14 protein-coding genes and 1 pseudogene are annotated in these 16,801 nt (G+C 60.0%); 5 read left to right on the top strand and 10 right to left on the bottom strand.

The window, feature by feature from the left end; translation table 11 throughout:
* Positions 1-44: 44 nt before the first annotated feature.
* From FQ187_RS11880 to FQ187_RS11865, 4 genes are read right to left on the bottom strand one after another with little or no spacing between them, the layout of a single operon-like run.
* Positions 45-1,610, bottom strand: coding sequence for an amino acid permease (locus FQ187_RS11880; RefSeq protein ID WP_149629617.1), 1,566 nt, complete (start codon positions 1,608-1,610; stop codon positions 45-47).
* 59 nt (positions 1,611-1,669) lie between these two features.
* A complete protein-coding gene (locus FQ187_RS11875; RefSeq protein WP_149629616.1) occupies positions 1,670-2,830 on the bottom strand; it encodes an iron-containing alcohol dehydrogenase in 1,161 nt (386 codons plus the stop codon).
* A gap of 3 nt (positions 2,831-2,833) precedes the next feature.
* Positions 2,834-4,225 (bottom strand): aldehyde dehydrogenase family protein, encoded by a 1,392-nt coding sequence (locus FQ187_RS11870; protein WP_149629615.1) that lies wholly within the window; start codon positions 4,223-4,225, stop codon positions 2,834-2,836.
* 10 nt (positions 4,226-4,235) lie between these two features.
* Positions 4,236-5,609, bottom strand: coding sequence for a glutamine synthetase family protein (locus tag FQ187_RS11865; RefSeq protein WP_149629614.1), 1,374 nt, complete (start codon positions 5,607-5,609; stop codon positions 4,236-4,238).
* A 212-nt stretch (positions 5,610-5,821) separates the two neighbouring features.
* Here FQ187_RS11865 and FQ187_RS11860 point away from each other — a divergent pair, with 212 nt between their 5' ends.
* On the top strand, positions 5,822-6,139 hold the full coding sequence (locus FQ187_RS11860; RefSeq protein WP_129444989.1) for a carboxymuconolactone decarboxylase family protein: 318 nt from the start codon (positions 5,822-5,824) through the stop codon (positions 6,137-6,139).
* Positions 6,140-6,239: 100 nt separating this feature from the next.
* On the opposite strand, the gene yghX is transcribed toward FQ187_RS11860, so the two are convergent.
* A complete protein-coding gene (gene yghX, locus FQ187_RS11855) occupies positions 6,240-7,127 on the bottom strand; it encodes a YghX family hydrolase (RefSeq protein WP_149629613.1) in 888 nt (295 codons plus the stop codon).
* Positions 7,128-7,485: 358 nt separating this feature from the next.
* On the opposite strand from yghX, the gene FQ187_RS11850 reads away from it, so the two are divergent.
* Entirely contained in the window at positions 7,486-8,943 is a 1,458-nt protein-coding gene (locus FQ187_RS11850) for an MFS transporter (protein ID WP_218580702.1), read from the top strand.
* A 100-nt stretch (positions 8,944-9,043) separates the two neighbouring features.
* On the opposite strand, the gene FQ187_RS11845 is transcribed toward FQ187_RS11850, so the two are convergent.
* From FQ187_RS11845 to glcD, 4 genes are read right to left on the bottom strand one after another with little or no spacing between them, the layout of a single operon-like run.
* Positions 9,044-9,445 carry a heme-binding protein gene (locus FQ187_RS11845; protein ID WP_149629611.1) on the bottom strand — a complete coding sequence of 134 codons (402 nt, stop codon included), beginning with the start codon at positions 9,443-9,445 and terminating at the stop codon, positions 9,044-9,046.
* Between the two features lie 20 nt (positions 9,446-9,465).
* Entirely contained in the window at positions 9,466-10,683 is a 1,218-nt protein-coding gene (glcF, locus tag FQ187_RS11840) for a glycolate oxidase subunit GlcF (protein ID WP_149629610.1), read from the bottom strand.
* Positions 10,684-10,686: 3 nt separating this feature from the next.
* Positions 10,687-11,751, bottom strand: coding sequence for a glycolate oxidase subunit GlcE (gene glcE, locus FQ187_RS11835; protein WP_149629609.1), 1,065 nt, complete (start codon positions 11,749-11,751; stop codon positions 10,687-10,689).
* The gene (gene glcD, locus FQ187_RS11830) at positions 11,751-13,250 is read right to left on the bottom strand and encodes a glycolate oxidase subunit GlcD (protein WP_149629608.1); all 1,500 of its coding nucleotides are present in this window, start codon (positions 13,248-13,250) and stop codon (positions 11,751-11,753) included. Before glcD ends, glcE begins: the two co-directional genes overlap by 1 nt.
* Positions 13,251-13,484: 234 nt before the next feature.
* Between glcD and glcC the strand changes: the two genes are divergently transcribed.
* Positions 13,485-14,252 carry a transcriptional regulator GlcC gene (gene glcC, locus FQ187_RS11825; RefSeq protein WP_149629607.1) on the top strand — a complete coding sequence of 256 codons (768 nt, stop codon included), beginning with the start codon at positions 13,485-13,487 and terminating at the stop codon, positions 14,250-14,252.
* Between the two features lie 30 nt (positions 14,253-14,282).
* Here the strand turns inward: glcC and FQ187_RS11820 are convergent, their stop codons facing one another.
* Positions 14,283-16,046: an L-lactate permease gene (locus tag FQ187_RS11820; RefSeq protein ID WP_149629606.1), complete on the bottom strand. Its 1,764-nt coding sequence runs from the start codon at positions 16,044-16,046 to the stop codon at positions 14,283-14,285.
* Between the two features lie 172 nt (positions 16,047-16,218).
* Between FQ187_RS11820 and FQ187_RS11815 the strand changes: the two genes are divergently transcribed.
* Together FQ187_RS11815 and FQ187_RS30330 are read left to right on the top strand one after the other, a co-directional pair.
* A complete protein-coding gene (locus FQ187_RS11815) occupies positions 16,219-16,455 on the top strand; it encodes a hypothetical protein (RefSeq protein WP_129444980.1) in 237 nt (78 codons plus the stop codon).
* 42 nt (positions 16,456-16,497) lie between these two features.
* Positions 16,498-16,689, top strand: a pseudogene (locus FQ187_RS30330) (DUF1801 domain-containing protein); the annotation flags it as partial.
* Between the last annotated feature and the right edge of the window lie 112 nt (positions 16,690-16,801).

Raw genomic sequence — 16,801 nt, 5'->3', positions numbered from 1 at the left:
AGGGAGCTGGCGCCCTCGCCACCGTTTGCTCATGACTGCAGCAATCAACTTCCACCCCGTTTATTCAACGCCTCTTCAGCCGCCGCAATTTCAGCCTGACGCTTGACGATCATGTCGCCAATCGGCGGACCCTGGAAGCGTCGGGCTTCAAATCCGAACCAGACAATAGCCGTCAGCACCAGAAAACCGATGGTGATGTACAGCGCCCATTCGTTCGGTGGCTGGATGCCGATGACGAAAATGATCACCATCGAGAGGATCGAGAGGAGGGCAAACACCGAGTACCAGAAGCGCCCCATGTTCCACGGTCCCATGGTTGGCCACTTCGAAGTCCCGTAGGTAAACAGGCCCAGCACGATGGGAATGATGAAGGAGAAGAACAGGAAGATCACCGTGCAGGACACCACGATGGTATAGACCGGCGTTTCGCCGACCGAGATCACCGACGATCCCCAGACGAACAACACCGCGAGCGTGGCACCGGTCCAGATCGCCGCCACCGGGCTGCGTAGGGTCGGCGAGACCGAGGCCAGTGCTTTGGAGAAGGGCAGGCCGCCGTCACGGGAAAACGCGAAGATCATGCGTGAGACCGAGGTCACGGTCGCCAACCCGCAAAGAAATTGCGAGATAAAAATGGCCACGTAAAGCGCCAACTTCACAGTCGGATTGACCTGGGTGTCCATGGCCCAGAAAAACACGGTCCAGCCATGCTTCGCCGCCTCGTCCATGCTTGGCAGCATCAGCACAAACGAACTGAGCATGACCCAACCGAACAGCAGCGACCAGACCACCGACATGACCATGCCGCGTGGCACCGACATGGCGGCATTTCGGGTCTCTTCCGAGGTATGCGCAGAGGCGTCATAGCCCGTGATGGTATAGATCGGCAACAGCAGGCCGAGCATGAAAATCCAGCCGTTCGAAACCTGTGGCCAAACGCTGCCGCCAGCCTCGCCGGAATAGTTGCTGAAGGTCCATAGCCGGGCGAACTCATAACTGGGCGCCGATATCAGGCAGACGATGGTCAGCGCGAGCGCCGTGGCAAAGATCAGATACCCCGAGAAGTCGGTGAGCTTCGCGGTCAGGCCGATTCCCAGGTGGTTACACAAGGCCTGGAGGCCGGTCAGGAGCGCCAGGAAAATCACCCGGGTCGTGGTGGTGTCTTCCATTCCCAGGGCCGGCCCGAAGGCGCCGAAAAAGAAGTAATAGGTGCCGACGTTGATCGCGCCTAGCACGGTGACCAGCCCGAGCAAGTTGAACCACGCGGTCAGCCATCCGGTGAAGCGGTTACCGAGTATCGAACCCCAGTGATAGAGGCCACCAGCGGTGGGGTAGGCCGAGGAAATCTGCGCCATGGCCATGGCGAAAACCCCGGAGATCAGGCAACCGATCGGCCAGCCGATGCCGATTGACGCACCGCCCGCACCCGAGGTGCCCTGAGCGAGTGAATTGATACCACCCGAGAGGATGCAGATGATCGAAAAGGAAATGGCAAAGTTGGAGAAAACGCCCATGCGTCGCGACAGCTGCTGGGCATAGCCCATGCTGTGCAGCACCTTGACGTCATCGTCTTGCGGCTCGCTCGTGCCGGGCTGACTTGCTGGATTCATGTTGTGTGCCCCTTGTCAGGTTTTGGTACAGGCCGAACTGAGCCGCCGTAGGCTGGCTCCTACAGACGGCCGTGGTACGCCGCATCGAAAATTTCTGCCGCGCCATTTCGGGTCAATGGCAGCGGGTTGCCGCTGGCGCAAGGGTCGACAATCGCCATGTCCGCGATCAGGTCCGCCTGCCGATCATCCACCCCCAGCTCAACCAGGGTGTGCGGCACGCCGATGTCCTTGCGCAACTTGAGGACGAAGGCCAGAAAACTGTCGAAGCCGGGCGAGGGCAGGCGCAAATAAGCCGCGAGGCGGGTGATGCGTTCCTCGATGGCCGGGCGATTGAACTTCAGGACATAGGGCATGAACGTGGCGTTGGTCATGCCGTGATGGGTGTCGTACAGGGCGCCCACCGGATGTGAGAGGGCGTGCATCCCGCCCAGACCTTTCTGGAAAGCGGTAGCGCCCATCGCGGCCGCCGCAAGCATTTCCGCTCGCGCCTCCAGGTCCGAGGGTGTGTGTACGGCTCGCACCAGGGCATTGGCGACCAGGCGCATGCCTTCCACCGCAATCCCTTCGGCCATGGGGTGAAAGCCGGGGGCGCAATACGATTCCAGACAATGCGCAAACGCATCCATGCCGGTGCCTGCGGTGACCTTGGCCGGCATGCCGACGGTGAGGGCCGGGTCGCTGATGACCACGCGCGGCATCATCTTCGGGTGGAAGATGATGCGTTTGGTGTGCGTACGCTCATCGATGATCACCGCGGCACGGCCCACCTCGGAGCCGGTACCCGCCGTGGTCGGCACCGCAATGATCGGGGCGATGCTGCCTTCGTCGGCGCGGGTCCAGTAGTCGCCGATGTCTTCGAAATCCCACACCGGGCGGGTCTGGCCGCTCATGAAGGCGATGAGCTTGCCCATGTCCAGGCCACTGCCACCGCCGAAGGCGACCACGCCATCGTGTTTGCCGGCGCGCCAAGCGTCGAGCCCACCCGCCAGGTTGGCTTCGACCGGATTGGGTTTAAGGTCGCAAAACAGCGCGACGCCAAGGCCGGCGGCGCGCAAGGCGTCCAGCGCTGCAGCAGTGATCGGGGCTCGCGCCAGGCCACTGTCGGTGACCAGCAACGGTCGCTGGATCCCTTGACTGCGGCAGATCTCGGCAAGCTCGGCGATGCGGCCGACACCGAAGCGGATGCTTGTGGGGTAGTTCCAGTTCGCGGTCAGGCTCATGGCTCAGATCTCGTGGCGCAAATGGAAGGATTTCGCTCGGGTCAGATTGTCATAACCCAGGCGCGACAGCGTGACGCCGCGCCCACTGTTCTTCACCCCGGTCCAGGCCAGGGCCGGGTCCAGGTAATCGCAGCGGTTCATGAATACGGTGCCGGTGTCGATCTCGTTGCCCAGGCGTTCGGCGGCGGCAAGGTCTTGCGTCCAGATGGAAGCGCTGAGCCCGAACTCACTGTCGTTCATCAAGGCAATAGCTTCGTCGTCGCTGACCACCGGCATGATGCCGACCACGGGACCAAAGCTTTCCTCGCGCATCACCGACATTTGATGGGTGACGTCGACTAATACTTGCGGCGCGAGGTAGGCGCTGCCCGGTGCGTCGGGAGGAAAATCCTTTGGATCGATCAGCGCCCGAGCGCCATGGGTCAGTGCATCGGCGATCTGCCCGCGAACGAATTCAGCGGCACTCGGTGTCACCAGCGGACCGAGTGTGGTGGCTTCGTCCAGCGGGTTGCCCAGCACGTATTGGCGAGTCAAGGCGGCGAAGCGTTCGATAAACGCCGGGTAGATTTTTTCATCGACATAAATTCGCTCGACGGCGCAGCAACTCTGCCCGGAGTTGAAGAAGCTGCCATCCACCAGATTTTCCACTGCATGTTCGAGCTTGGCGTCTGCCCGTACGTAGGCCGGGTCTTTGCCGCCGAGCTCGAGGCCCACGCCGAGGAAACCTCCGACGGCAGCGTGTTCCATGGATTTTCCGGCTTCGACCGAGCCGGTGAAGTTCACTTGCTGCACGCGTCCAGAGGCAATGATCGCTCCGGTATAAACATGACTGAGCAGCAGGTTCTGGAACAATCCTTCGGGCAGATTGGCACGGCGAAACGCCTCGGCGAACCGTTCACCCACCAGCAGCGTTTGCGACGCGTGTTTGAGGATCACGCTGTTGCCGGCCATCAGCGCCGGGATAATCGTATTCACCGCCGTCAGGTAGGGGTAATTCCAGGGGGCGACAACCAGCACCGTACCCAGCGGCTCGCGTTTGATACAGCGTCGAAAACCGGCGACGGGCGTGGGCTCAAGCGCTGCCAGGGCGTCAGGCGCAATGGCGATCATATGCCGGGCACGCTCTTCGAAACCGCGCAGTTCGCCAGCGCCAAAGCGCACTGGGCGGCCCATCTGCCAAGCCAGTTCCGGCACGATGTCGGCCTTCATGGCCAGCATCGCGTCTACCGCAGCGCTGCAGAAGGCGGCGCGTTCGCTCAGTGGCCGACGTTTCCATTGCGTCTGGGCAGCTTCGGAAGCCGCCAGCGCCTGGTCAATCTGCGCAGCATCGGCACAGCGGCGTTCGGCATAGACCCGGCCATCGACCGGTGAGATGAGTTGAATCGTTGAAGTCATGATGGCGGTCTCAATAGCGCTCAAACCCGCGCCGCAGTTCCCAGTCGGTGATCCGCCGGTCGTACTCTTTCTGCTCCCATTCGGCGGTGTGCACGTAGTGGTCGATCACTTCATCGCCGAACGCCTCGCGCAACATGGTCGAGCCCTGGAGTGCGGCGCAGGCTTCGCGCAGGGTCTTCGAGACTTCAGGCAAGTGTTCGTCGACGTAGGCATCGCCCTCGAAGGGCGGCGCGAGGCTGAGCTTCTCGTCGATGCCGGCCAGTCCCGCCGCGATCAAGGCGGCGAAGGCCAGATATGGGTTGAGGTCGGCACCGCCAATGCGACATTCGATGCGTATGGCTTTGCTGCCTTCTGCGCACAAACGAAAGCCCGCAGTGCGATTGTCCCGACTCCACACCGCCCGGGTCGGTGCAAAAGTGCCGGCCTGAAAGCGCTTGTACGAATTGATGTAGGGCGCGAGAAAACAGGTGATGTCGTTGGCGTATTTGAGCTGCCCGGCCACCCAGGAACGCATCAGTTTCGACATGCCGAACTCAGCCTTGGCGTCAAAGAACAGCGGCTTTTTACCGTTCTTGTCCCACAGCGAATTGTGAATGTGGCTGCTGGAGCCGGCGGCGTCGTAGCGCCACTTGGCCATGAACGTGATCGCCTTGCCCTGTAGTTGCGCGATCTCTTTGCAGGCGTGCTTGATGATGACGTGGTGGTCGGCCATGGTCAGCGCATCGGCATAACGGATATTGATTTCTTCCTGGCCCGGCCCCCATTCACCCTTGGAGTTTTCCACGGGGATGCCGCTGGCCTGCAGATGCTTGCGAATCGCCCGCAGCACCGGCTCTTCGCGGGTGGTCTGCAGGATGTTGTAATCCTCGATGTAGTGACCGGCCGTTTTCGGCTTGTGGTAGTTGCGCTCGTGGATGGCCTCGTAGCTCTCGTCGAACAGATAGAACTCCAGTTCCGAGGCGAACATGCCGGTGTAGCCGCGCTCGCGCAGTCGCTCGATCTGCTTTTTCAGAATCGCCCGCGGGCTGTGCGGCAGGTCGCGCCGATGGTGATGATCGAGCACATCGCAGAGCACCAGCGCCGTGCACTCCAGCCAGGGCACCCGTCGCAACGTGGCCATGTCGGGTTTGAGCACGAAGTCGCCATAGCCTTTGCTCCAGCTGGCCGCGGCGTAACCCGGCACCGGCTCCATGTCGATGTCGTCGGCCAACAGGTAATTGCAGCAGTGGGTTTCTTCATGACCGCTGTCGATGAAAAACTCGACCTGGAATCGCTTGCCGACCAATCGGCCTTGCATGTCGACCATGCAAACAAGAACGGTATCGATCTCGCCGGAGGCGGCGGCACGCTTGAGTTGATCAAAACTGAGGAGGGGCTCGGTCATCACGTAGTCCTGCGTGAATTGTTTGGGCCTGTCTGAAATAGCTGTTGCAGACGCTCTCCAGAACAAACCAAAACCTGCAGACGCGAGCATCGTGTGCAATAAGCTGCTGTAAGCGTAGCCTACTGTTGCAGTGTGCAAGTTTCGGAAATCGCAGCCTGATGACTCGGGCGCAAAGGCGAGAACTGATCGCCCTCCAACGCGAGGAAACAAACATGACAAAGAAGAAAACGCACAACACCTACCAACGTCTCGAACAGCAGTACCCGGATTACCTGGCTGCCGTGGAAGCCTTGGGTACGGCGGTGCGTCATACCGGCCCACTGGAAGAGATCGTTGTCCAGCTGATCCAGCTCGGTGCCGCGGCGGCCATCCGTTCTGAGGGCGCGGTGCACAGTCATACCCGACGGGCACTGGAGGCGGGCGCTACGCCAGAGCAGATCCGTCACACGCTGATCTCACTGACCAGCACGATCGGTTTTCCCACCGTCGTTGCGGCTATCAGTTGGGCGGATGATGTGATTGAGACGTGACCTATTGAGGCGCGTTTGAGCACCTGGCTTGTCAGCTTTTCGAAGCCCTCCATTCATGCGGAATCTGGCAACAGTGTCAAAGCAGACTTCAGCTTCACCACTAAGCCAGATACCGCCGAAACCATCCGAGCGTCCGGTCCCAGGCCAGCCTGGCCGCGGCGTCATCGTATCGAGGCGTGGAGTCGTTATGAAAACCATGGTTGGCGCCGGGGTAAATGTAGGCTTCATACGTCTTGCCCGCGGCTTTCAATGCCTTCTCATAGGCGGGCCAGCCTTCGTTGATGCGCGTATCCAGCTCACCGTAGTGAAGCATCACCGGCGCCTTGATTCGGGCGACATCTTTGGCTTCTGGCTGTCGGCCATAGAAGGACACGGCAGCCCCCAGTTCCGGATAGGCCACGGCTGCGGCATTGACGACGCCACCGCCGTAGCAGAACCCGGTGATGCCGACTTTTCCGGTGGTCGCGTCATGCTTCATCAACCACTCGATGGCGGCGAAAAAGTCGTTCATGAGCTTTTCAGGGTCGACGGTCGCCTGCAACTCCCGGCCTTTGTCATCGTTGCCGGGATAGCCGCCCACCGACGTCAGACCATCAGGGGCGAGGGCGATGAAGCCTGCCTTGGCCACACGCCGCGCGACGTCTTCGATGTACGGGTTGAGCCCGCGATTTTCATGCACGACCACCACCGCCGGCACCTTGCCGGTGGCTTTCGCCGGGCGCACCAGATAGCCACGAACCTGCCCGTTGCCTTTGGGTGAGGGGTAGGTGATGTATTCGGCAACAATGTCCGGGTCAGTAAATTCAACCTGCTCGGCGAGTGCATAATTCGGACTCAGGGCGGCCAGGAGGGCGCTGGCGGTCAAACCGCCCAAGGTAAACAACGCCGCCCGGTCCAGAAACTCTCGCCGGTTGATCTTGCCGTGGGCGTAATAGTCGTACAGTTCGAGCAGTTCCGGAGCAAAGTCTTTCGCAGTGAGACGGGGCATCTGTACGCTTCCTCCGCCCGAGATTGTTTGGGGCGCTTGCTTTTGGGGTGGGGCAGACGGAAAAGGGCTTTCAGCCCATCAGTGCCATCAAACAATAAGAAACAAATAGCCGATTGAGTTGTGATGTAACGAAATTGTAGAAGTGTTCTGCTTTCCCGCGAGAATAGTTAATTTTTCTTACGTTGAAAGTTGCTTTCTTAAACCCTCGCCATGGAGGTGCGCAGGGTTCGTTTCACGGAAGCATTGAAAAATGTCCCGTGTTTTTTGAGGTAGTAAGGAGCTTGGAGCAATGCCGTTAATAAGTGAGACAGCGCAACACAGAGCAAAATCAAAACGATGGTCAGCCCTAAGCGTGCTCATGCTGCCAGTACTACTGGTGACCGTAGACAATACGGTGCTTGGATTCGCGTTACCAAAGATTGCCGAGGCCCTGAGTCCAAGCGCAAGTCAGCAGTTGTGGATGATCGATGCCTATTCGCTGGTATTGGCCGGATTACTGGTGTCGATGGGAAGTCTGGGGGATCGAATCGGTCATCGGAAGTTGTTACTGGCCGGGTCTTTAGGTTTTGTCATTGTGTCGGTGCTGACGGCCTATTCCCATACGGCCATGCAACTGATTGCCGGGCGAGCGTGCATGGGGATTTTCGGTGCGATGTTGATGCCCTCGACGTTGGCATTGATATGTTCGGTGTTCCTGGATCGAGAGGAGCGCAGAGTAGCTGTCGCGATCTGGGCAACAACTCTGACGGTAGGATCGGCACTCGGTCCTTTGGTCGGTGGGGTTTTGCTGGAATTTTTCAGCTGGGAGGCGATTTTCCTATTGGCGATACCCGTATTGGTGCCGTTATTGGTATTGGGACCGGTGTTGTTGCCCGAGTCCGAGCAAGACTGTTCAGGACCATTGGATCCGCTAAGTATCCTGCAATCGATGGTTGCCCTCAGTGCCATCGTTTACGGCATTAAACACAGCGCCAGTAATGGTCTCGACTGGATGGCGCTGACAGCATTTGTAATCGGCATGGTTGCTGGGTGGATGTTTGTGCGTCGGCAGTTACGTCTGCCTGTGCCGCTGATGGATCTGAGTCTGTTCCGAAGTGGCTTCAGCGGCTCAGTGCTGATCAATCTGATGAGCCTCGCGTTCCTCGTCGGCTTTGTGTTCTTTACCACTCAGTTCTTACAGATCGTCCTTCAGATGTCACCGTTGAATGCCAGCTTTGCGTTAGTACTTGGTCAGATTATGGCGATCGTAGTGGGAATGGCAGTCGTGCCTGTAGCGCGGCGAGTACCGGTGCATGTGCTGGTACCGATTTTGATGGCGTTTGCTGGGGCGGCGTTTTTGTTGGTCGCCAGCATCGGCAGCAGTCTGATCGTTCTGGTGGTGGCTTTTGCCCTGCTGAACATTGGCGTGGGCGCGATCGCGACGGTATCCAACGATGTGATTTTGTCGGCTGCACCGCCGGAAAAGGCGGGTGCGGCGTCGGCCATTAGTGAAACGGCCTATGAAGTGGGTGTGGTTTTGGGGACGACGGTGCTCGGAGGTCTCGTCACGGCCTACTATCGCGGTGCATTGCAGCTGCCGGGCTTTTTGAGCGAGGTGCAGACGATGCTGGCGAGTGAGACGCTATCGGGTGCTCATCATGTAGCGGTGCAGTTGTCGCAGGATCAAGCACAAGCGCTGATGACGCAGGCGGGAAGTGCATTCGAGGGTGGAATTAATCTGGTTTCGTGGGTGACGTTCGGCTTGGCACTCATGGCGATTTTAATTGCCTGGCGCGCTCTGCGGATACCGAAGACGAAACTTGTTGAAGGGCAGTGATCGAAAACGAACGTCGGGCCGTTTGCCACATGGCCCGACTGGTTCAGTGCTCAGCTCAGCTCAGCTCAGCTCAGCTCAGCTCAGCTCAGCTCAAATCAATTCAGTTCAGGCATTGCGCCCCGGCCTTGGCCACCTGCGCGTCCTGCTCGGCTTTGACCCCGGACACCCCGACCGCGCCGATCACCTGGCCGTCGACGATGATCGGCACACCGCCCTCAAGGGACGTCAGCAAGGGTGCGGACAAAAAGGCATGGCGCCCGCCATTGACCATCTCTTCATAGCCTTTGGATTCGCGCCGACCGAGGGCCGAGGTGCGGGCCTTTTCGGTGGCGATGTAGGCGCCAATCGGAGCGCAACCGTCGAGGCGTTCGAGGGCCAGGGGATGGCCGCCGTCATCGACAATCACGATGGTCACGGCCCATTGGTTGTTCTGCGCTTCGGTGCGTGCCGCCGCGAGGATTTGGCTGACTTCGTTCTGGCTCAGTACGGCTTTGCTTTTCATGGGGATTCTCCAGTGTTCGGTTAGGGCAAGGCGGCTTCGACCAGTTCGATCCAGTGCCTGACAGGGGTTCGGCCCGCACCGTCGAGGTGTGACTGACAGCCGATATTGGCCGTGACAATGACTTCGGGATGTCCGCTTTCCAGCGCATTGACTTTGTTGTCGCGCAGTTGCCGGGACAGTTCGGGTTGGGTCAGCGAATAGGTGCCCGCCGAGCCGCAACACAGGTGACTGTCGGCAACAGGCGTGAGGTTGAAGCCCAGACTGGTCAGAATCGCTTCCACCGCACCCCCCAATTTCTGCGCGTGCTGCAAGGTGCAGGGGCAATGGAACGCCAGACGCTGATCGCTGTGGATACCGAGCTTTTCCAGCGGTTCGTCGCGCAGCACTTCGACCAGATCCTTGGCGAGCGCACTGACCTTTTTCGCCTTCTCGGCATAGGCCGGGTCGGTGCTGAGCAGGTGACCATAATCTTTGATGAAGGCACCACAACCGCTGGCGGTTTGCACGATGGCCTCGGCACCGTTTTCAATGCTCGGCCACCATGCATCGATATTGCGGCGGGCGCGATCCAGGCCGGCTGCCTGAGCGTCGAGGTGATAATCCACGGCGCCGCAGCAACCGGCCTCGCGGGTCGCGGTGACGCTGATGCCCAGTCGATCCAGTACTCGGGCGGCGGCCGCGTTGGTATTGGGCGACAGACTCGGTTGCACGCAGCCTTCGAGCATCAGCACCTGCCGGGTGTGGCGAGTGATCGGGCGTGGCTTGGCCGGATAGACGCGACGAGGCAACTTTATCTGCAAGGTGTTGGGCAACAACGCCCGGAACACCTGGCCACTGCTGACCAGCCCTTTGAACAGTGCAGGATTGGGGACGACGCTGCGCAAACCCTCGCGCAACAACCGCTGGCCGAGTGGGCGCGGCACCGCCGCATCGACCACCGCCCGGCCAATGTCCAGCAGGTTGTGGTAGTCGACGCCGGAAGGGCAGGTGGTTTCGCAGTTACGGCACGACAGGCAGCGATCCAGGTGCTGTTGGGTCTTCTGCGTGACTTCGTTGCCCTCCAGAACCTGCTTGATCAGGTAGATGCGACCCCGCGGTCCGTCCAGTTCATCGCCCAGCAATTGATAGGTCGGGCAAGTGGCATTGCAGAAACCGCAGTGCACGCACGTGCGCAGGATGCTTTCGGCTTCTTCGGCGCGGGGCAGTTGGCGGGCGTGTTCGCTCAAGGTGGTCTGCATGGGTCAAAGCTCCGCGTATAGGCGCCCGGGGTTGAAGATGCCTCGGGGATCGAGTTGTCGCTTCAAGTTCCGGTGGTAGCGCATCAATGCGTCAGGCAACGGTTGGAACGGGCTGTCGATCAGGCCATGGCTGTAGCAGGTCACATGCCCGCCGACGTCTTCGACGATCGAGCGAATGAACAATGCCTCCGCGTCGGATTTGAGCCAGCGCTGTGCACCGCCCCAATCGAGCAGCTGACGGCCAGGCAGGGAAAGCCGAGGAGTGTTGTGAGGGACGGACAGGCGCCAAAGTGCCTGGTCCTCATCGAAGAAGCTCAATCGATGCTCGTTGAGATCCTCCCAATATGAAGCGTCCAGCAACTCGCCGCCGAGCCGGTCATGAGCCGCCGCCACCGAGCCTTCGCCTCCCTCAAGCCGCAGGTGCAGGCGCTGCCCATCGTGGCACGCAGCGCTGATCGGCAGCGGCTGCTGGCCCCATTCGGCGAGGCGCAGCAAGGCGCGGTCACTGTCCATTTCCAGGCTAATGCTCAAGCATTGACGCGGCTTGGGCAGGACCTTGAGCGAGACATCAGTCACCACGCCCAGCGAGCCATAACTGCCAGCCATCAAGCGCGACAGATCGTAGCCGGCGACGTTTTTCATGACTTCGCCACCGAAGCGCAAATGCTTGCCATGACCGGTGATGACCCGTGTCCCGAGGACGAAGTCCCTGACGGACCCAGACCAGGGGCGCCGTGGTCCCGACAGTCCGCTGGCGATCATGCCGCCGACGGTGGCGCCGTCGCCGAAGGAGGGCGGTTCGCAAGGCAACATCTGCTGCGCTGCATCCAGTACTTCAGCCAGTTCTGCCAACGGTGTGCCGCAGCGGGCGGTGATCACCAGCTCGGTCGGGTCGTAGCTGACGATGCCTCGGTGGCTGCGCGTGTCGAGTACTTCGCCCGCCACGATGCGTCCAAGAAACGCCTTGCTGTTGGAGCCTTGAATGCGCAAGGGCGTGGCGTTTTGCAGCGCCTGGTTCACCTGCTCCAGCAGCGAGCCGCTGTCATCGATATCGTGTCCGCTGCGCATCAGAAACGCTCCAGCTCAGGGAAGGGCATCTGACCCAAATGAACGTGCATCGCGCCAAACTCGGCGCAGCGGTGCAGCGTCGGAATGTTCTTGCCGGGGTTGAGCAAACCACTTGGATCGAAGGCGGCTTTGACGGCATGGAACACGGTCAACTCATCGCTATTGAACTGCGCACACATCTGATTGATTTTCTCCCGGCCCACGCCGTGTTCACCGGTAATGCTGCCGCCGACCTTCACGCACAATTCGAGGATCTTGCCGCCCAGGGCTTCAGCGCGATCGAGTTCGCCCGGTTGGTTGGCATCGAACAGAATCAGTGGGTGCATGTTGCCGTCACCGGCGTGGAAAACGTTGGCCACTCGCAGATCGTACTCGGCCGACAACGCGGCGATCGCGTGCAGCACGCCGGGTAGCTCGCGGCGCGGGATCGTCCCGTCCATGCAGTAATAATCCGGTGAGAGGCGGCCCACCGCAGGAAAGGCATTCTTGCGTCCAGCCCAGAAGCGCACGCGTTCGGCTTCATCTTTGGCCAGGCGTACTTCAGTGGCCCCAGCCTGTTCCAGCACCTGGCGCACGCGGTCGCAGTCATCATGAACGTCGGCTTCAACGCCATCGAGCTCGCACAGCAGAATGGCTTCGGCGTCGACTGGATAACCGGCGTGGATGAAGTCTTCGGCAGCGCGAATGGCCAGGTTGTCCATCATCTCCAGACCGCCCGGGATGATGCCGGCGGCAATAATGTCACCCACCGCGCGGCCCGCCTTTTCGACGGAATCGAACGCCGCCAGCAGCACTTTGGCGGTCTGGGGTTTGGGCAGCAGTTTGACCGTGACCTCGGTGATGACACCGAGCATGCCTTCGGAACCGGTGAACAACGCCAGCAGATCGAAGCCCGGAGAATCGAGCGCCTGCGAACCGAGGGTCAGGTGTTCGCCATCGACGGTGAGGATGTCGACCTTGAGCAGGTTGTGCACGGTCAGCCCGTACTTCAGGCAATGCACACCACCGGCGTTTTCCGCCACATTACCGCCGATTGAACAAGCGATCTGCGAGGAAGGGTCCGGCGCGTAATACAAGCCAAACGGCGCAGCCGCCTGGGAAATCGCCAGATTGCGCACCCCCGGCTGAACCCGAGCCGTGCGGGCGGCAGGGTCGATGTGCAGGATAGAGTTGAAGCGCGCCATCACCAGCAGCACACCTTTTTCCAACGGCAATGCACCGCCAGACAAACCCGTGCCGGCGCCGCGGGCAACCACCGCGACCTGCCGCTCATGGCAGAGTCGAAGCACGCCTTGCACCTCGTCGATGTGGCGCGGCAGCACCACCAGCATGGGCGTGGTGCGATAAGCAGAAAGTCCGTCGCATTCGTACGGTTTGAGCTCTTCCTGTTGATGCAGGACTTCCAGATCCGGCCACTGCGTGTGCAGGGCTTGCAACAAGGCAGCTCTGTCGGCATCAGGCAGGACGCCGTCGACGCGTTCATCGTAAAGAATGTTCATAATCGGTTGACGACCCTCAGTTGTTTTTATAGGAGGTCTGTGTCCGTTTACCACTGACTTGCATCATTGGCTTGAGGCGTTCTACTGTCCATGTGTTGTTTGGCTGGTCGAACCAGTTTTTTATTCGAAGTTTTTTTATCTACGTAAAAAAAGGTTTTTAAAACATAGGTATATGTTTTTATTTGAACGTTTGTGGTTTTACTAGTGAGACTGGTCATACCAGTTGGAGAGTCGATGGACAGCACCGAAACGAGCCGTAATCCACAAGTCGCAGACGTGGTCTGTGAACGCATCGAACGGCTGATCGTGGACGGGGTGCTCAAGACCGGTCAGCTGTTGCCGTCGGAGCGTCGTCTGACCGAAAAGCTGGGTGTTTCCCGTACGGCACTTCGCGAAGGCCTGAAGCTGTTGCGCGCTCGCGGGATTATCAAGACAGAGCAGGGCAAAGGTTCATTTGTAGCCGATCTTTCGGGCCACGGTGCCGCGTCACCGCTGATGCACTTGTTCAGCTCACAACCCCGCACGCTCTACGATTTGTTCGAGGTTCGCAGCTTGCTCGAGGGCGAGTCCGCACGCCTCGCGGCGTTGCGCGGAACCGAAGCTGATTTCGTCCTCATCACCCGCAGCTATGAGGCATTGCTCGATGCCCACAGCCGTTCGCTGGAGGCGTCGGAACACGCCCGGCTCGATCATGCGTTTCACCTGGCGATTTGCGAGGCCTCGCACAACCCGGTGTTGGTGCAGACCTTACGCTCACTGACGGACTTGCTGCTGAACACGGTGTTTGCCTCGGTCAATAACCTCTACCACCGCGAGCCGCAAAAACGTCAGATCGACCGTCAACATGCGCGGCTCTACAACGCCGTCACCGGCCGTATGCCGGAACAGGCACGCAAGGCGGCCATCGCGCACATCCAGAGCATCTGCGAGAACCTCAAGGAAATCGAAAGCGAGGAACAACGTCTGGTTCGGGCTACGCTGCGACTTGAGGGGTGGACGTAATGCCCGGGCGGTGAGCCCGGGCTACGTGAATCAATGTCCGCCAACCACCATATGGCTGAACGGCGCCACATATGCCTGCAACGTCACCAGGCCACCGACCAGAATCGCCAGGATGATCGAGTGGAAAAACACATAACGCAGGATTTCTCCTTCATGCCCGTACCAGCGGGTGGCGGTCGAGGCCACCACGATCGACTGGGCGTCGACCATCTTGCCCATGACCCCGCCGGAACTGTTGGCGGCCGCCATCAACACCGGGCTGAGGCCCAATTGCTCGGCAGTAACCCGTTGCAAGCCGCCGAACAGTACGTTGGACGCCGTATCCGAGCCGGTCAGCGCCACGCCGAGCCAGCCGAGCAGGGTGCCGAACATGGGGTAGAAGATGCCCGTCGCGGCGAAGGCCAGGCCCATGGTCGCGTCCAGGCCCGAATAACGGGTGAGGAAACCGAGGGCGAGCATGGCGGTAATGGTGATCAGTGAATAGCGCACCACCCACAGCGTTCGCAGGTATTGGTGGATCAGTTGCGGAATGGAATAACCCATCAGCAACCCGCCGAGGATCGCCGACAGCAGGATGCCGCTACCGGTGCTGGTGAACCAGGTGAACTTGTACACCGCATCCTCGGTTTTAGGCGCGGGCACCACGGGCGGGACCTTCTCGATCTGCTGGTGGATCGTGGTGAACGTCACGATCGGAGCGAAGATCGGGTTCGCTTCACGCATCGGTTTGCCTTGAGGGTCGAGCTTGGCCGAATGGGTTGCCGGATCAATCGCCGGGCGTGTATCGAACATGTTTTTGAAGCCCTGGGTGCCCCAGGCGAACACGAATACCGTGAGGATGATCCACGGCATCCACGCGCGCATGACAGCAGGCTTGGCATCGCTGGCAAAGGCCGCGCTGGCGACGGGTTTTTCGTCATGCTCTTCGGCTATTTTGGAGTTGTCGACGCGCCCGGACAGCGCGGCGGAGGTATGCACGTTGGCCGGCTTCCAGACCCTGAGGAAACCGGTCAGGCAGGCCATGGAAATCAGCGCGGCGATCACGTCCACCAGCATCGGCCCGTGGTAGTTGGACACCAGGAACTGCGGCACGGCGAAAGTGACGCCGGCCACCAGAATCGCCGGCCAGATTTCCAGCATCTTGCGCCATCCGGCGAAGGCCCAGATCAACCAGAACGGCACGATCACCGAGAAGAACGGCAATTGCCGGCCGACCATCATCGATAGTTCCATTTCATCCAGCCCGGTCACCTTGGCCAGGGTGATGATCGGCGTGCCCAGCGCACCGAACGCCACTGGCGCGGTGTTGGCGATCAACGCCAGGCCAGACGCGGCCAGTGGCGAGAAGCCCAGCCCGATCAGAATCGCGCCGGTCACCGCCACCGGCGTGCCGAAACCAGCGGCCCCTTCGAAGAAAGCACCGAAGCAGAAAGCAATCAGCAGCAATTGCAGGCGTCGATCGTCGGTGATACGCGCCAGGGAATCCTGCAGCACTTTGAACGAGCCGTTCTCAGTGGTCAGCCGATGCAGGAAGATGATGTTGAGCACAATCCAGCCAATCGGCAGCAAACCGTTGGCGGCGCCGTACAGGGCCGCCGAGCCAGCCATGTTCGCCGGCATGCCGAAAGCGAAGATCGCGATCACCAGCGCAGACGCCAAGGCCAACAATGCGGCCAGATGCGCCTTGATATGGAAAAACGCCAGGGCTGCCAGCATCACTACGACCGGCACTGCTGCCATGATGGTTGAAAGTAGCGGGTTGCCGAACGGATCGTAGATTTGCTGCCAGACCATGTTCCACCTCTGCTTTTTATTGTTGGGAGTGCAGACCCCGAGGGGGCGGTGGTTTCTAGTATAGGTGGCATTACGCCGCTGGCCTGGCAGGCCTTTTAGTGGGCCGCACTGAGCTAACATGGCCCATAGGTAAATGCGCTACTCGGACTTCAACGACGGGAGAAATGCAGCCATGACTGAACGCCATATGCACCACAAGGAAACACTGTCGAACGGATGCAAGATCGAGGTCAAAGCCGAGATATTGAGGGACGGCTCGCTGAAGATGTTCATCGGCGTTTACCGGCCGGACGGCACGGTCATCGAGGAAGACAACAAGCCATCCCCGCATCTGCTGGATATGGAAGACGCCTTTGACTGGGGAATCAAAAACGCAAGGGACGTCGGAAACGGTCAAAGAACCCTGTAAGGCCACGCTTTGGACACCCTCATGAAAAAGGCGACAACCACCATGAAGAAAGAGCAGGTCGGTGCTAAGGAAGAAGAGGGAGGACCTTCGGCCTCTCAGCTGATAGACGCGAGAATCAACGAACTGGGAGATTGGCGGGGCGAGGCGCTCGCTCGGGTCCGAACGTTCATCCGGCAGGCCGACCCTGACGTGGTCGAGGAATGGAAGTGGCGGGGTGTTCTGCAGTGGTCTAATTTCCCCGGACACCCCGATAGGTGGAAAATACACCTATTGAGGAGTTCTCCATGACCGACAAACGCAAAGTATTCGACGACAGCTTCAAGCTGGAAGTTGTAAAGATGATCAA

The sequence above is a fragment of the Pseudomonas sp. ANT_J28 genome (assembly GCF_008370005.1).
GTDB lineage: Bacteria > Pseudomonadota > Gammaproteobacteria > Pseudomonadales > Pseudomonadaceae > Aquipseudomonas > Aquipseudomonas frigoris.
This window is presented reverse-complemented; position numbering and strand designations above follow the sequence as displayed.

Coding starts and splice junctions, on each gene's coding strand:
- yghX (WP_149629613.1), bottom strand. CDS start 7,127: ATGCCCCGTCTCACTGCGAAAGACTTTGCTCCGGAACTGCTCGAACTG.
- FQ187_RS11865 (WP_149629614.1), bottom strand. CDS start 5,609: ATGACCGAGCCCCTCCTCAGTTTTGATCAACTCAAGCGTGCCGCCGCC.
- glcF (WP_149629610.1), bottom strand. CDS start 10,683: ATGCAGACCACCTTGAGCGAACACGCCCGCCAACTGCCCCGCGCCGAA.
- FQ187_RS11815 (WP_129444980.1), top strand. CDS start 16,219: ATGACTGAACGCCATATGCACCACAAGGAAACACTGTCGAACGGATGC.
- FQ187_RS11850 (WP_218580702.1), top strand. CDS start 7,486: ATGCTGCCAGTACTACTGGTGACCGTAGACAATACGGTGCTTGGATTC.
- FQ187_RS11870 (WP_149629615.1), bottom strand. CDS start 4,225: ATGACTTCAACGATTCAACTCATCTCACCGGTCGATGGCCGGGTCTAT.
- glcD (WP_149629608.1), bottom strand. CDS start 13,250: ATGAACATTCTTTACGATGAACGCGTCGACGGCGTCCTGCCTGATGCC.
- FQ187_RS11880 (WP_149629617.1), bottom strand. CDS start 1,610: ATGAATCCAGCAAGTCAGCCCGGCACGAGCGAGCCGCAAGACGATGAC.
- glcC (WP_149629607.1), top strand. CDS start 13,485: ATGGACAGCACCGAAACGAGCCGTAATCCACAAGTCGCAGACGTGGTC.
- FQ187_RS11820 (WP_149629606.1), bottom strand. CDS start 16,046: ATGGTCTGGCAGCAAATCTACGATCCGTTCGGCAACCCGCTACTTTCA.
- FQ187_RS11875 (WP_149629616.1), bottom strand. CDS start 2,830: ATGAGCCTGACCGCGAACTGGAACTACCCCACAAGCATCCGCTTCGGT.
- FQ187_RS11845 (WP_149629611.1), bottom strand. CDS start 9,445: ATGAAAAGCAAAGCCGTACTGAGCCAGAACGAAGTCAGCCAAATCCTC.
- FQ187_RS11860 (WP_129444989.1), top strand. CDS start 5,822: ATGACAAAGAAGAAAACGCACAACACCTACCAACGTCTCGAACAGCAG.
- glcE (WP_149629609.1), bottom strand. CDS start 11,751: ATGCGCAGCGGACACGATATCGATGACAGCGGCTCGCTGCTGGAGCAG.